Genomic DNA, 13,909 nt, shown 5'->3' with positions numbered 1-13,909 from the left:
AACGTCAGCTGCATGGATGAATCCTCTACATAAGGCGATAGTGTCGCGCATCTGCGGTGAGTTGATCAGACCTTCCCTAAGCGTAGGGTTGACCATTGAAGTATCAGGCGTCGTCATTGCACGCGGCTTTTTTGGAAGTGGCGAAGTAGGTTTACCAAGTGTATGTGCGCATGCACATAGCGAAGTTACGCAGAGGATGGCAACTGAGAACATTGCAACCTTGGTGGGTCTCATACGCGATCCGTACACGTAGGCAGGTCATCGTACTTAAGCAAGGCAGGTCGCGGGATCACTTCCGCGCAAAGGATTCACTCATAGCATCGCTGCTCCACTGAGCACGTGACTCAGCGGCAGATCGGTGCACGCATACCATCTCGAATCCGTCCTGACATAACGTCATCGGCCCGGGTCGAAGTCGCGATGATCTTGAGCAGCCACGTCACCTGCGGGAACACTACGCGTTCCTCTCTGCTGTCTTCCATCAACCACAGCTCCGATGTCTTTCGGATGCTGGTGAAGTTAGGGATACTAACTCTTGTTGTCAACAGGCAGATTCTTCGAAAAGCGTGGCCTCCAAACGGTATCGCTTGCTCTAACTCATGCCCTTCAAAGCAGCCGACGTCACCACTCATCGCGTCGCCTCGACGGCATGCCTGTCGCGCTCATGCCGCTGCGCCGCTTCCAGCGCCGCCATGAATCCTGCATCGGCATCGGTACATGGGCTTGTGGTGCAGGTGCCGATGTCTTCTGCAATGCGGAAGCCTTCGCCCAGGCTGCTGCATTGGTGCGGATCGCATTGCCGCGTGCTGCACTGCGTAGCACCTGGCGTGAGGCAGCGAAGCTGCGGCCGCGGGTGATGAGATGGTTGCCTTCCGTCTCGCAGCCGTCACGCCGGGCGCTGCCATCGGTGAGTGGCCCCATAGTCCCGGTGCTGGCAAGACGCTCGCCAATATGCATACCCACCTGCAGACCCGGTTCGGTATGCACGCCAGCCTGCTGTTCCATACGTGCGATACGGCGTCAGCGCCGTGTGCCAAAACGCCAACGCCCCGACCAAGTCGGGGCGTTGGTGATCGAGCGCCGCTTACGCTACATCACTGCGTGCGATGTACGCGACGCATAGTCCTGATGCGGTTCACAGCACGGCAGGCATCCGCCTACCGATCATGCAACCGATTCACTTATTCGACTTGACAGCATCGCGCACGTCATCGGCGACTTCGCCGGCCTTGCGCTGCACCTTGCCCACGTTCTTTTCAGCGGTGCCTTCCAGTTCGGTGCTCTTGTCGCCAGTGACACGGCCGATGGCTTCCTTGACCGAGCCCTTGACCTGCTTGGCGGCACCGTCGATACGATTCTTATCCATGGATGTTTCTCGTCGTTTGGGGAACCCGTCCAGTCTGTGCGTGCCGGCGTGAGCATGATGTGCGCTTGCGTCCGGATGCCCCGGTTGCGAATGCACTAGTTGCGTTACTACATTCGCGCCAGCCGCATTCAGCCAGCAGGGCCTGGCTGAGCCGAATCTTCAAGCCCGCCCAGTGGACATGGTCATCGGCTGATTGACGCTGGATGCTGCGGTAAAGCAATCGCCATTGCGTTACCGCAACCTCACTCCACGCTCGCGGCCACCAGCCGTTGCCACACTGCGGCGTTGGCCTCGCTGTCCGGCTCCAGGGTGGCCAGGATGCTGAGGGCGTGGTCTTCGTGCTCGGCGCCGTGGCGGGCGAGCATGGCCAGGGCGGCGGCGAGGCGGCCGTAGCGTAACGCCAGGCCGAGCGGGGTGGCGAGCAAGCTGGTGCCGTGTTCGGGTCGCTGTTCGTCCAGCGCGGTGCCGAGCTGTGGCGGCAGTTCCCACGCGTTGGCAATGGTTCTGGCCACGGCGGCGGTGTGGCGCTCGACCAGGGCGGCGGCCACTTCCAGGTTATAGGGCACGGTGGGACGTTCGGCATAGGTGTCGCGCAGGACGCGCAGGATCACCACCGCACCCAGGCCCTGCAACAGGCCGGCGAGTTGACCGGACAAGGTGTCGCCGCCGCGTTCGCGCAGATAGGCGGCAGCGGCAGCGGCGGTGCGCAAGGCGTAATCCCACACGGCGGCGGGCAGCCGCGAATACAGCCCGCCATCCAGGCTCAGCACCGGCTGCATGACGGCCGCGGCGACGATCTGGCGCACGCCTTCGGTGCCGATATGCACCACCGCGCGCTCCAGGCTTTCCAGCGGGCCGCCTTGCGGGCGGTACAGTGCGCTGTTGGCGATGCGCAGCAGGTTGGCCGCCAATGCGGGGTCCTGCGCGATGATTGCGGCGATGCCGCGGCCGGAGGCATCGGGGTCGTTCACCGCACGCATCAGCTGCGGTAACAGGTGCGGGCGACGCGGCAGCAATTGCGGGCGCAGGTCGACATGTTCGAGTGCGGCGGCGACGGCGGCCAGCACCTCGGCCTGGGCGGGGTCGGCGGGCAGCGTGCCTTCGGCCAACGATGGCGTGGCCATCACGGCCGCATACATGCGCCGCAACAGCGGGCGCATCGGCGGCGGTTCGATCTGCAACGTCTGCGCAGCGGCCGGCGGGACAGGTTGCTGCAGCGGCGCGGCGGGCGATGGTTCCGATGCGATCGGCGGGTGCGCGGTGGGCGCATTGCCGGCCGACGTCGTCGCGATGTCGTCGGCCTTGGCGTCGCGGCGTCGCGCCAGCAACCACCACAGACCTCCGGCGAACACAACGGCACCTAGCAGTCCGGCGGCGAGCAGCAACACAGTCACGAGCATCATGGAAAAATCGTCTGATCAGTGCGGCGACTATCCGCGAAGCCGGTCGCGGCGGCAATGCGAGCGTGTGTCGCTGGCATTGCCGACGGATTGAAGAGCAAGCCCGTCCGCGCCCGCAGCAACACCAACGTCGTGTCGTCGCGGGCTCACGCAATGGGTTGCGTACAACAGGTACCAGACATACCTCGCCGAAGCCGCCGCCGCCCGGGCATGACCATGGCGCACGCAGCCCATGGCCTCCCGAGGATGTGCAATGGCGGGTTGGTCGCTAGCATGCAGAGACGTTCTCTGCCCAAGCGAGTACCGATGTCTACCGTCACGCTCCACCGCGTCATACGTGCCAGCCCCGAGCGGATCTATCGCGCTTTCCTCCAGGCCGATGCGGTGGCAAAGTGGCTGCCGCCCAATGGCTTCACCTGCATCGTGGAGCATTTGCACGCCCATGTTGGCGGCACCTTCCGCATGGCGTTCACCAATTTCGCCAATGGCGAGCGACACGCGTTCGGCGGCACCTACCGCGAGCTGCAACCCAACGCGCTGCTGCGCTACGACGATGCGTTCGACGACCCGTCGCTGTCCGGGACCATGGTCACCACGGTGCAGTTGCATACGCTGCCGTGCGGTACCGATCTGCACATGGTGCAGGAAGGCATTCCCGAGCAGATTCCGCTGCACGCCTGCTATCTGGGCTGGCAGGATTCGTTGATGCTGCTGGCGCATCTGGTGGAAGCGCATCCGGAGCAGTAGGCGCGCCGTGCGGTGCGTCGGTGGCAGTGCGCTGCAGCAATGAGTGGCGTGTCTTCAGATTGACCGCTGCGCTGCACGTGGCGCTAACGCGGTGCACGCCAGTATGCGTCACCAGCTGTGCAGCCTTAGAGCATCTAGGCAGCTTAAAGGGTGCAGGCATCCGCAGTTGGACCACATTCGCTGACCGACAGACACCGCGCATTGCGCGGTGTCTTCAGTTTGAGCGCACGTGCCTGCCATGCGTTGCGTGCGCGGGTGGCGTAGCACAATGCCTGCAGGCGATGCAGCGGTGACGGCCTGCGCTACAGCGTGCCCTGCTTCCACAACTGCACGATTTCGGCCGGTGCATGTTCCTCGGGGATGCGCAGCGGCTCGCTGGCGCCGTCCCAGACGATGCTGAAATAGCGGCGATCGCCACCGCCGGCCTGCGGCGCCGGCAGCGCGTGCGCCATGCACTGATCCAGCACGCTGCGCAGCCGCACCCGCTGCGCATCGTCCAGCGCATCCATCGCCAGCTGGCGCTCGCGGCGCATGGCCGGAAACGCCGCCACACCGCCTTCGCGCGCCAGCCGCAAGGTCACGCCCGTTTCCACCGGTGGCCGTTGTGGGCTCATGCGAGCACGCCCACGTCGCGCCAGGCTTGCTGGACCGCCACAGCTTCGGTGCTGTTGGCGCCGTAGTCGGCGCTGGCCACGCTGGCGGTCAGGTCGGCGAACGTGACGAAGTCCGCGCCGGCGGCCAACTCGCCACCGGTGAGCGCGCGATACCAGATGCGCCCGGTCTTCTCCCACGCCGCCCCACCGATCGCGAGGGCGGCGCGATAGAACGCGTGATTGGGAATGCCGGAGTTGTAGTGCACGCCGCCATCGTCTTCTTGCGTGTCGACATAGCCGGCCATGGTCGCCGGCTGCGGATCCTTGCCCAGGGCCGGGTCATCGTACGCGCTGCCGGGCGCCTGCATCGAACGCAGGCCCACGCCCTGGATGCCGGGCATCAGCAAGCCGGCGCCGATGATCCAGTCGGCCTGGTCGGCGCTCTGGCCCAGCGTGTATTGCTTGATCAGCACGCCGAACACGTCCGAAATCGATTCATTCAAGGCGCCGGACTGGCCTTGATAGATCAGGTTGGCGGTGCGCTCGGTGACGCCGTGGGTGAGCTCGTGCCCGACCACATCGATGGCGATGGTGAAGCGGTTGAACACCTCGCCGTCGCCATCGCCGAACACCATCTGCTCGCCGTTCCAGAACGCGTTGTCGTAGCCGCGCTCGTAATGCACGGTGCCGATCAGCGGCATGCCCGCCGCGTCGATCGAATTGCGCCCGTACACGGTCTGGAAGAAATCGTGGGTGGCGCCCAGGTAGTCGTAGGCTTCGGTCACCGCCACGTCCTGGGTCGCGGGGGCACCTTCGTCACGCGCCAGGGTGCCGGGCAGGGTGGTGCCTTGCTGGGCATCGTAGATGCGCCGCTGCACCGCCTGGGCGCTCTGTTGCGCCTCGGCGTCTGCAGTCGGCGCATCAGCGCGTGGCAGCAGCCCCAGTGCGCGCCGTTGCCGTAGCTGCGCAGTGATCTGCCGCGATAGCAGCGCGCACCGTCGCGCGTGTGCGGGCGCGGCCTGCGCCACGTGTTCGAGCAGATACGGCGGCAGGATCCCCGCGCGGCGCGGGCTGACGAACGTGGACATAAGCGACCTCCACAATGGGCTGCGCTGGCGACTATGCGGGCGCCGGCTTTAGGAATTCGTTAGCCGGAGCCGGTTGCCGCGTGCCGTGCGGATCGCGCGGGGTGTTGCATTCATTCCAGCTGCGACAGCGCCTGCGCAATGGGGGTCTGTCCGTCGATAAAGCCCATCGTTTTGCCGATGCTGCCCGGCGTTGCCAGTGCGGCGGCGATCACCTGCGCCACGTTGGCACGCGAGACGCCGCCGTCGGCATCGCTGCCCGGGTCGCGGGTGATGCGGCCCGAGGGCGGGTCCAGCGTGAGCCGGCCGGGGCCGAGCACGGTCCAGTCCAGCGTGGTGCTGCGCAGGTGCGCATCGGCAGCGGCCTTGGCCTGCGCATAGGCGAAGAACGCATCGTCTGGCCCGATACCGTGTTCCAGCCCGGCACCGAGATAGGACACCATCACATAGCGACGCACGCGCGCCTGCTCGGCCGCGTGCATGGAGCGAATGGCCGCATCGCGATCCACTGCATAAGTGCGCGCCGCATCGCCGCCGCCCGCCCCGGCCGACCACACCACCGCATCGTGACCGGCCAGTTGCGCGGCGATGGCGTCGGTCTGCGCGTGTTCGATGTCGAACACCACCGGCGTGGCGCCATCGGCAATCACATCCTCTTCGTGTGCCGGGTTACGGAACAATGCAGTGACCTGATGCCCGCCCTGCACCAATAGCGGCGTGAGCAGGCGCGCCACCTTGCCGTGGCCGCCGATGACGAGAACTCGCGACATGCACCTCTCCAACAGCTGCGCGCCAACACGGCGCGTAAGGCGGCCATCCTCGCCAATGCGGTGCTAATGCGGTGTCATCGCGCACCAGCGCTGCCATAACGCGATAGGGCGCATGCCTTCCGTCTCTGCGCGCCGCGGCCGGTGCTTCCTGGGTGGCGCTCCTCAGTGCCCAGGCGCGCGGCGATCGAACATGCCGGCCAGCATTCCCCGCAGCCGCCACATCTAGGACACTGGTGCGCCAGAGCCTACGAGAGTTGCTGATGCCGATGTCTTCCGAGTTGCGCCCGCGCGTTGGCTGTGGCGCCTTCCTCCAGCGGGCCGACGGCCGCTTGCTGCTGGTGCTGCGCGGGCGGGCGCCCGAGCAAGGCCATTGGGGGCTGCCCGGCGGCAAGGTGGACTGGATGGAAACCGTGGAAGCCACGGTAGTGCGCGAAGTACTCGAAGAAACCGGCCTGCAGGTGCATCCGCAGCGCGTGCTCTGCGTGGTCAGCCACTTCGAGCCGGACATGGACCCGCCGCAGCATTGGGTGGCGCCGGTGTATCTGGCCAGCATCCAGGGCCCGGAACAGGCGGTGCTGCGCGAACCGCAGGTGCTGCTGGACATGGGCTGGTTCGCACTCGATGCCCTGCCCACGCCATTGACCCGCTCGGCCATGCAGGCGGTGCAGCAGGTGCAGGCCGAGCGCGCCGCCACGCGGGCATGACTGCGTTGCAGCAGCGCTGAGGCGATCGTGCGGCGGGCATGTGCTGCGCCGCGCAGGTCACATGGATTTTGTCGCCGCGCTCGGCTATTTTCTGCGCTGCCGGGGCGAGGGGACAGCGCGCCCGGCGGATCGAATCGCACGGCCGGGATGCCGAACGACTGCGTGGCGCCCGGCCACTCATCAGGGGACACGAATGGAATCGCTCTATCCGCAAGGCCCGGCCGTGGTGCCGGAACAGCTCACTGCGCCCAGCAGCAACTATCGTCGCAACGCCTGGCTGGCCATGTTCGGCCTGGGCGGTTTCATCGCCGTGTACCTGGGCTTGCTGGTGTGGTTCGGCTGGACCGCCTACCGGCTGGTCGCCGGTTTGTTGCAGGGTTCCGGCGGCGAGCAGGCGTTCTGGCTGTGGCTGGTGGCCGCAGGCGCTGCGTTTCTGGCGGTGTTCATGGCCAAGGCGCTGGTGTTCAACAAGCGCGCCGAACGCGATACCCACGCGCTGGAACTCACCCCCGCCGAGCAGCCGACGCTGTTCGCCTTCCTGTACCGGCTGGCCGACGATGCCGGGGCGCCGCGCCCGCACAAGGTCTATCTGTCGGCCCAGGTCAACGCCGGGGTGTTCTACGACCTGTCGCTGATCAATCTGCTGCTGCCCTCGCGCAAGAATCTGGATATCGGGCTGGGCCTGGTCAATGTGCTCAACCTGGGCGAGTTGAAGGCGGTGCTGGCCCACGAATTCGGGCATTTCGCCCAGCGCACCATGGCGGTCGGCCGTTGGGTGTATATCGCCCAGCAGATCGCCGCGCACATCGTGGGCAAGCGCGATGCGCTGGACCGCGTACTGGCCACGCTGTCGCGCATCGACCTGCGCGTGGCGTGGATCGGCTGGGGGCTGTCGTTGATCGTGTGGTCGATTCGCTCGCTGGTCGAAATCGCTTTCCGCGGCGTGGTGCTGGTGCAACGCGCACTCTCGCGCGAGATGGAGTATCAGGCCGACCTGGTGGCCGCATCGCTCACCGGCAGCGATGCGCTGGTGCATGCACTCCACAAGCTGGAAGCGGCCGATGATGGCTTCCAGCGCGCGCTGCGCTTTGCCGCGCGCGAATTCGCCCAGGACCGCCCGGTCAAGGATCTGTTCGCCATCCAGTCGCGCATCATCGAACACATGCGTGTGGTGTTGAACGACCCCGGCCATGGGGCAGTGCCGGCGGTACCGACCGAGGCAGCGCCGAAGCACCGGCTGTTTCATAGCGAAATCGCCCAGCCCTCGCAGATGTGGCCCACGCATCCGCCCAGTGCCGCGCGCGAGGAAAATCTCAAGCGCCGCTACGTCGCCTGCCCCATCGATGCGCGCCCGGCCATGGAGCTGCTGCACGGGGCCCAGGCGTTGCGTGAGCGCATTTCGCTGGGCATGTTCAACGGCCAGGCGCCCACCTGCGTGGACACCGCCGTCTCGCTGGAGCAGTTGGAACGCGAATTCGCCGCCCTGTCGTTGTCGCGGCGCTACCAAGGGCTGTACCTGGGGCGCTCGTGCACGCGCACGGCGCGCACCCTGGACGAGCTGTATGCCACACCGCTGCCGTCCGGCGATCTGCTGCAGGCGTTGGATGGCCTGTATCTGCCCGACGATGGCCAGGCGATCGAACAACTGCGCGAGCGCGAGCGCGAGCGCCAACGCGCCACCTTGCAAGGCTTGATGGATGGCGGGTTGCGCGCCGCTGGCGGGGTGGTGACCTGGAAGGGCACCACGTTGTCGCGCACGCAGCTGCCGGCGGTGATCGCCGACCTGGACGATGAGCTGCGGGTGCTGCGTGCGCGCGTCAGCGGCCACGATCAGCGTTGCCGCAGCGTGCACCTGGCGGCAGCCAACCGTATCGGCGGCGGCTGGCCGGCGCTGCTGCGCGGCTATCTGGCCGTGCTGCATTACACCGACCACACCATCGCCGATCTGGAAGACGCCAATCTGCTGTATCTGCAGACCTTTCACAGCGTGATCGCCGATGGCCGCGTCTCGGCCAGGGAATTGCGCAAGCTGGTGGCGGCCTGCAATCAGGTGCAACGCGCGCTGGGTCAGGTGTATGCGCACGCCGGCCAGGTGCAGGTGAACGCGCCGTTGGCGCAGGCCCTGGGCAAGCCACAGTGGTCGCAGTGCCTGCCGGAATTCGGTCTGGTCGAGGCCGACGACAACAACATCAATGCCTGGATGAAGGCAGCCGGCAGCTGGGTGCAAGTCACCCTGGACGCCCTGGGCACGTTGCGCGATGCCAGCCTGGAAGAGCTGCTGCGTGCAGAAAACGCCGTGGCCGAGCGGCTGCGCAACGGCGACACCTCGCCGACCGACGAGACCCCGCCGGCGGCGCCGACCGACTACCCGATCCGCCTGCCGGGCGAGATGCGCCAGCGCGATCTGCGGCAGAACCTGTGGCAGCGCTTTCTGGCCGCCGACGGCGTGTTTCCGTCGGTGGCGCGGATGGCGGTGGCCGCATCGATCGTGGCTGGCGTGTTGTGGGCCGGCGGTGCGGTGGGGATGGCCGAAGTGGTCGCCTACAACGGTTTGCAGCAGACCGTGACGGTGGCCATCGACGGGCAATCGGCCACCATCCCGGCCAATGATCGCCATGTGTTTCGCCTGTCCGAGCGTTCGACCCATCACGTGGAAACCCGTACCGCCAACGGCGCGGCGATCGAAAGTTTCGATGCGCCCAGTGGCGGCCACGGCGGCCAGTTCGCCTACAACGTGGCCGGTGCCGCGCTGCTGCTGAACTGGCGCGCCAGCTACGGCTCGGCCAGCGAAGACACCACGCGCAGCCTGAGCACCACACGCTGGGAACGCACTCAGGCGCAGGACATCTTCAGCGAGCCGCCGCAGAAGGTCAGCGGCAAGGGCGGCCAGTACCGCGACGTGCTGACGGCCGTGTCCGGGCGTTCGCCACACGAGCTGTTGGGCGAGCTGGGCCCGGAGCGCGATCTGGCGCTGGTCACCGCGCACGCACGCTGGGACGATGCGGGCTCGGCGTATCTGGAGCGGTGGATGGAGCAATTGCGCCGCGCCACACACCGTGCCTGCGCTTCTGGCCGAGCGCCTGCAGCGCAATCCGCAAGATGTGGTGGCGCTGCGCATGCAGCAGGACATCGCCACGCCCGAGCAACGGGCACAGGTGTGCGGCCAGCAGACCGCCGCTGCGCAGGCGCATCCGGATGCGCCTGCGTTGCAGTACGCGGCGATCCGTTGCCGCAGCGATACCCCCGAGCGCGACCAGGCGTTTGTCGCCGCACAGGCGCGCTGGCCGAACGACCCTTGGCTGCAGCGCGCTGCAGCGGCCGTGCAGGTCGGTCAGCTGCATCTGCCGCAAGCCCAGGCGCTCTACGAACAGGCAGCGCGCGCGCCGGCACTGGCCGATGAAGTGCTGCCGCTGCTTGCCCGTGTGCAGCGCTACCGCGGCCTGGCGACGGACCTGCCGGGCATGGCGCAGCGGTCCCCATCACTGGCATCGATCGTGGCACTGGAGGGCGGCGAGCGCACCCAGGGCACGCCGTACCACAGCTATTACGCCCTGGCCCATGGGCAACTGGACACGGCAGTGACAGAGGCGGCCGCCGATGCCGACGTGCAGGCGCGCATCGTCCGGCTCGCGGCCGCGTCCCGTGGCGCCAGCGCCGCATTGCTGCAGCAGGCACGCGTGCTACCCGAGCGCGCCGGGCTCGACGCCATCACTGCACCAAGCGCCTGGGCACTGGCCGCGCGCGAGGGCTGGCAAACGGATGCGTTGCGCGCGGCAACCCTGCAAGGCACCGGCGAAGATGGCGCCTACATCGCGCGGTTCTTCGACGCGCTACAGGCCGGCAGCAGCCAGCAGCAGGCCGAAGCGGCATTGGGCGGCGTGAGCCTGGTCGGCCGCGGCCTGGCGTACACCATGGCCGCGGTACTGCTGGGCCAGCGCTGCCCGGATGCATGGCGGCGTGGCGCGCAGCAGTTGTTGTTCGCCAGCGAGCGCCCTTATCTGGGCTGATGCAGTGCCCGGGGTACGGCGATGCACTGGCTCAGGCGAAGGCGTGACGTCTCTCGCTCGGACACTGCCGGACGTGGCGCACGGGACGACACCGTGTTGCCGAGAGGACGCCAAGCAAAAAACAACACCTGCGCTCGCCGCCGCGCGGGTGCGGACCGGCTGCGGCATGCCTTCCATTTCCTACACTCTGCCGAAAAGCCAGCAGGCGCTACGCGTCATCGCGCGTTTTTTCAGCAAGCATCTGAAGCTGCCGCCACCACCATTCGATGCGCAGCACTAACGCGCTGCTGACACCGGCTAGGCGCAATCCTTACATCTTCTCACCTAGGTTGAGGCCGACTGGCGCTGCACTTGCAGCGTCAACATCGACCAGGAGAAATCGGATGAGTCTGCAAATTCCTCAGGGCGCCTTGGTAGTGGTGGCCGATGGCGGCGAGGCCCGCTGGTTCACCAATACCGGCAACGAAGCCAAGGTCGTGCTGCGCCAGCACGCGCGCACCGACGTGCAGAACGTCGACGACGACGGCCCGGCCGGCAAGGCGCCTCAAGACCTCACCGAAACAGACCTGGATGAAATGACGTTTGCCAAGCAGCTCTCGCACGCCTTGAACGATGGCGCCTTGAAGCATGAATACACGCATCTGGTGCTGGTGGCCGACCCCACCACGCTGGGTCGCGTGCGCCCGTTGCTGCACAAGGAAACCCAGCAGCGCCTGGTGGGGGACCTGGCCAAGGATCTGACCAACCTGCCGCTGGAAGATATCCAGCGCGCCTTGTCGTAATCAAGCGGAGCATCCAGACGATGGGGTTCGTTCGCGAGTACGCCGCCCAGGCACCGGAACGCAGCGCGGTGGAGGCACAGACCGGTTTGCAGGTCCTGGAATTCGGTACCGACTGGTGCGGCCATTGCATTGCCGCGCAGCCGCTGCTGCAAAAGCTGTTGGGCGGATACGAAGCGATCGACTACCGCAAGATCGAAGATGGAAAAGGGCGGCCGTTGGGCCGCTCCTTTCGCGTCACATTATGGCCCACCATCATCCTGCTGCGCGATGGGAAAGAACTGGCGCGCGCAGTCAGACCGCAAACGCGTGAGGATCTGCAAGATCTGTTATCGGTGCTGGATGCAGCCTGATTGCACGCAACATTGCATCGCCCCGAGATGCGCTTGCACGGCGCTGAGAATGGCGGACGGCAGTTGGCGAGCGGTCGCCTGACGCAGGCGCAGCAGTTTTTATTCTGTACAAGAAGCGAGCATCCGATGCGTCGTGCTGCTTCAGGTGCTGCGTAACGCGGGGCGTGCGCGACACCGTCGCAGTGGATGGGCACGTAGAACGAACGGGCGCGTGCGCATCGCGCACCAGTGCAGACGAATCGGCCAAAAACAAGGCGTTTCCCGCGCCTGGCACAATCGCGCCTGCATCAATTGGCCGGCTGTAGTAACATAACGCGCTGATCAAGCCCTTGGGCAATGCCCATCCCTTGGTCGTCTGTCCCGCAGCGCCGTTGAATCCACGCGGCCGTCCGGGAATGCCTCCGGTGTCATCTCAGTGCAATGCGCTGCCGTGCTTGCGTGATGTGCCGTGTCCTGTGCGTTGCCAGGGCGAGCGGGTAGCGACGGCCCGCGCCCGGCGAGATGTCCCGGGCGCAACTTACGGAGACCATAGATGCACGATGCCCGCGCGATGCGTTCGCACTTTGGCTGGTTCAAACGCCGCCGCCAGCTGCAACTGGATGAGGTCACCGTGGTGGACCGCAGCATGCTGCGCAAGGCCGTCGGCGCTGCGGCGCTCGGCAATGCGATGGAGTGGTTCGACTTCGGCGTATACGGCTATCTGGCGGTGACGCTGGGCCAGGTGTTCTTCCCGGCAAGCAACCCCACCGCACAATTGATCGCGACCTTCGCCACCTTCACCGTGGCGTTTCTGGTGCGGCCGATCGGCGGCATGGTCTTCGGACCGCTCGGCGACCGTTACGGGCGCCAGAAAGTTCTGGCCGCCACGATGATCCTGATGGCGCTGGGCACCTTCAGTATCGGACTGATTCCGGCCTACGAGCGCATTGGCCTGTGGGCGCCTGCACTGCTGTTGCTGGCGCGCGTGCTGCAGGGATTTTCCACCGGCGGCGAATACGGTGGCGCGGCCACCTTCATTGCCGAATACGCCACCGACCGTAATCGCGGCCTGATGGGCAGCTGGCTGGAGTTCGGCACGCTGGGCGGCTACATCGCCGGCGCCGCTACCGTGACCGCCTTGCACATGAGCGTGACTCCGGCGCAGATGCTCGATTGGGGCTGGCGCGTGCCGTTCCTGATCGCCGGGCCGTTGGGGTTGCTGGGCCTGTACATGCGCATGAAGCTGGAGGAGACCCCGGCATTTCGCGCCCATACCGAACAATCCGAACAGCGCGAACGGCAGACCGCCGCGCAGGGCCTGACCACGCTGCTGCGCCTGCATTGGCCGCAACTGCTCAAGTGCGTGGGCCTGGTGCTGGTGTTCAACGTCACCGACTACATGCTGCTGACCTACATGCCCAGCTACCTCAGCGTCACGATGGGTTACGCCGAGAGCAAGGGCTTGTTGCTGATCATCCTGGTGATGCTGGTGATGATGCCGCTCAACATCGTGGGCGGCATGTTCAGCGACAAGCTGGGCCGGCGGCCGATGATCATCGGTGCCTGCATCGCGCTGTTTGCGTTGGCGATCCCGTGCCTGTTGCTGATCGGCAGCGGCAACGATGGGTTGATCTTCGCCGGCCTGATGCTGCTTGGCCTGGCCTTGGTGTGCTTCACCAGCTCGATGCCGTCCACCTTGCCGGCGCTGTTCTACACGCCGGTGCGCTACAGCGCGTTGTCGATTGCCTTCAACGTTTCGGTGTCGTTGTTCGGCGGCACCACGCCGTTGGTCACTGCCTGGCTGGTGGAGCGCACCGGCGACCCGCTGGTACCGGCCTACTACCTGATGGGCGCAGCGGCGATCGGCTTGTTGACCATGCTGTTCGTGCGCGAAACCGCAGGACTGCCGCTACGCGGCTCGCCGCCGGCGGTGGCCAGCGATGCCGAAGCGCGCGCCCTGTTGCAGGCCGACAGCCCGGTGACGGTGGATGCGCAGTTGCCGGTCACCACCGCAGCCTCGATGGGTCAACCGCGCACGGCATGAGTTGTCGGCTTTCCGCACGACATGCGTCTGCGCCACAGGCGCATATCGTGCTGTTGCAGCAACCGGTGACGTAACGCAAGAC

General features: G+C 66.3%; 11 protein-coding genes and 2 pseudogenes. 7 read left to right on the top strand and 6 right to left on the bottom strand.

Annotation, left to right across the window (positions count from 1 at the left end; translation table 11 throughout):
- Positions 1–621 precede the first annotated feature (621 nt).
- From J7367_RS13110 to J7367_RS13100, 3 genes are all read right to left on the bottom strand, one after another.
- Positions 622–957, bottom strand: a complete 336-nt coding sequence (locus J7367_RS13110) for a hypothetical protein (RefSeq protein WP_244672297.1) — start codon at positions 955–957, stop codon at positions 622–624.
- A 220-nt stretch (positions 958–1,177) separates the two neighbouring features.
- Positions 1,178–1,366, bottom strand: a complete 189-nt coding sequence (locus J7367_RS13105) for a CsbD family protein (protein ID WP_042674613.1) — start codon at positions 1,364–1,366, stop codon at positions 1,178–1,180.
- A gap of 242 nt (positions 1,367–1,608) precedes the next feature.
- A complete protein-coding gene (locus tag J7367_RS13100; RefSeq protein ID WP_057663553.1) occupies positions 1,609–2,769 on the bottom strand; it encodes an HDOD domain-containing protein in 1,161 nt (386 codons plus the stop codon).
- A gap of 213 nt (positions 2,770–2,982) precedes the next feature.
- On the opposite strand from J7367_RS13100, the gene J7367_RS13095 reads away from it, so the two are divergent.
- Positions 2,983–3,513: an SRPBCC family protein gene (locus J7367_RS13095; protein ID WP_057663583.1), complete on the top strand. Its 531-nt coding sequence runs from the start codon at positions 2,983–2,985 to the stop codon at positions 3,511–3,513.
- Between the two features lie 302 nt (positions 3,514–3,815).
- Here the strand turns inward: J7367_RS13095 and J7367_RS13090 are convergent, their stop codons facing one another.
- The 3 genes from J7367_RS13090 to J7367_RS13080 all read right to left on the bottom strand — a co-directional run bounded on the left by J7367_RS13090 (position 3,816) and on the right by J7367_RS13080 (position 5,961).
- Positions 3,816–4,127 (bottom strand): protealysin inhibitor emfourin, encoded by a 312-nt coding sequence (locus J7367_RS13090; protein ID WP_005917446.1) that lies wholly within the window; start codon positions 4,125–4,127, stop codon positions 3,816–3,818.
- Positions 4,124–5,194, bottom strand: a complete 1,071-nt coding sequence (locus J7367_RS13085; protein ID WP_057663556.1) for a M4 family metallopeptidase — start codon at positions 5,192–5,194, stop codon at positions 4,124–4,126. The genes J7367_RS13090 and J7367_RS13085 overlap by 4 nt, the downstream gene beginning before the upstream one ends.
- A gap of 110 nt (positions 5,195–5,304) precedes the next feature.
- Positions 5,305–5,961, bottom strand: coding sequence for an SDR family oxidoreductase (locus tag J7367_RS13080; protein WP_007962350.1), 657 nt, complete (start codon positions 5,959–5,961; stop codon positions 5,305–5,307).
- A gap of 233 nt (positions 5,962–6,194) precedes the next feature.
- Between J7367_RS13080 and J7367_RS13075 the strand changes: the two genes are divergently transcribed.
- The 6 genes and pseudogenes from J7367_RS13075 (at position 6,195) to proP (ending at position 13,827) form a co-directional block, all read left to right on the top strand.
- Positions 6,195–6,665 (top strand): NUDIX domain-containing protein, encoded by a 471-nt coding sequence (locus J7367_RS13075; RefSeq protein WP_033481677.1) that lies wholly within the window; start codon positions 6,195–6,197, stop codon positions 6,663–6,665.
- 283 nt (positions 6,666–6,948) lie between these two features.
- Positions 6,949–10,672 (top strand): annotated as a pseudogene (locus tag J7367_RS13070) (M48 family metallopeptidase).
- Positions 10,673–10,825: 153 nt separating this feature from the next.
- Positions 10,826–10,952: pseudogene (locus J7367_RS22540) on the top strand (esterase); the annotation flags it as partial.
- A 103-nt stretch (positions 10,953–11,055) separates the two neighbouring features.
- Positions 11,056–11,454: a host attachment family protein gene (locus J7367_RS13060; RefSeq protein WP_003487911.1), complete on the top strand. Its 399-nt coding sequence runs from the start codon at positions 11,056–11,058 to the stop codon at positions 11,452–11,454.
- 20 nt (positions 11,455–11,474) lie between these two features.
- Positions 11,475–11,804, top strand: a complete 330-nt coding sequence (locus J7367_RS13055; RefSeq protein ID WP_007962294.1) for a thioredoxin family protein — start codon at positions 11,475–11,477, stop codon at positions 11,802–11,804.
- Between the two features lie 532 nt (positions 11,805–12,336).
- Entirely contained in the window at positions 12,337–13,827 is a 1,491-nt protein-coding gene (gene proP, locus J7367_RS13050) for a glycine betaine/L-proline transporter ProP (RefSeq protein ID WP_007962295.1), read from the top strand.
- Positions 13,828–13,909: the final 82 nt, after the last annotated feature.

It is taken from the genome of Xanthomonas sp. D-36-1, assembly GCF_017746155.1.
GTDB lineage: Bacteria > Pseudomonadota > Gammaproteobacteria > Xanthomonadales > Xanthomonadaceae > Xanthomonas > Xanthomonas cissicola.
This window is presented reverse-complemented; position numbering and strand designations above follow the sequence as displayed.

Excerpts from the sequence above, each read along its gene's own strand:
- J7367_RS13085 (WP_057663556.1), bottom strand. The coding sequence starts at position 5,194 with ATGTCCACGTTCGTCAGCCCGCGCCGCGCGGGGATCCTGCCGCCGTAT.
- J7367_RS13080 (WP_007962350.1), bottom strand. The coding sequence starts at position 5,961 with ATGTCGCGAGTTCTCGTCATCGGCGGCCACGGCAAGGTGGCGCGCCTG.
- J7367_RS13105 (WP_042674613.1), bottom strand. The coding sequence starts at position 1,366 with ATGGATAAGAATCGTATCGACGGTGCCGCCAAGCAGGTCAAGGGCTCG.
- proP (WP_007962295.1), top strand. The coding sequence starts at position 12,337 with ATGCACGATGCCCGCGCGATGCGTTCGCACTTTGGCTGGTTCAAACGC.
- J7367_RS13100 (WP_057663553.1), bottom strand. The coding sequence starts at position 2,769 with ATGATGCTCGTGACTGTGTTGCTGCTCGCCGCCGGACTGCTAGGTGCC.
- J7367_RS13060 (WP_003487911.1), top strand. The coding sequence starts at position 11,056 with ATGAGTCTGCAAATTCCTCAGGGCGCCTTGGTAGTGGTGGCCGATGGC.
- J7367_RS13095 (WP_057663583.1), top strand. The coding sequence starts at position 2,983 with ATGGCGCACGCAGCCCATGGCCTCCCGAGGATGTGCAATGGCGGGTTG.
- J7367_RS13090 (WP_005917446.1), bottom strand. The coding sequence starts at position 4,127 with ATGAGCCCACAACGGCCACCGGTGGAAACGGGCGTGACCTTGCGGCTG.
- J7367_RS13110 (WP_244672297.1), bottom strand. The coding sequence starts at position 957 with ATGCATATTGGCGAGCGTCTTGCCAGCACCGGGACTATGGGGCCACTC.
- J7367_RS13055 (WP_007962294.1), top strand. The coding sequence starts at position 11,475 with ATGGGGTTCGTTCGCGAGTACGCCGCCCAGGCACCGGAACGCAGCGCG.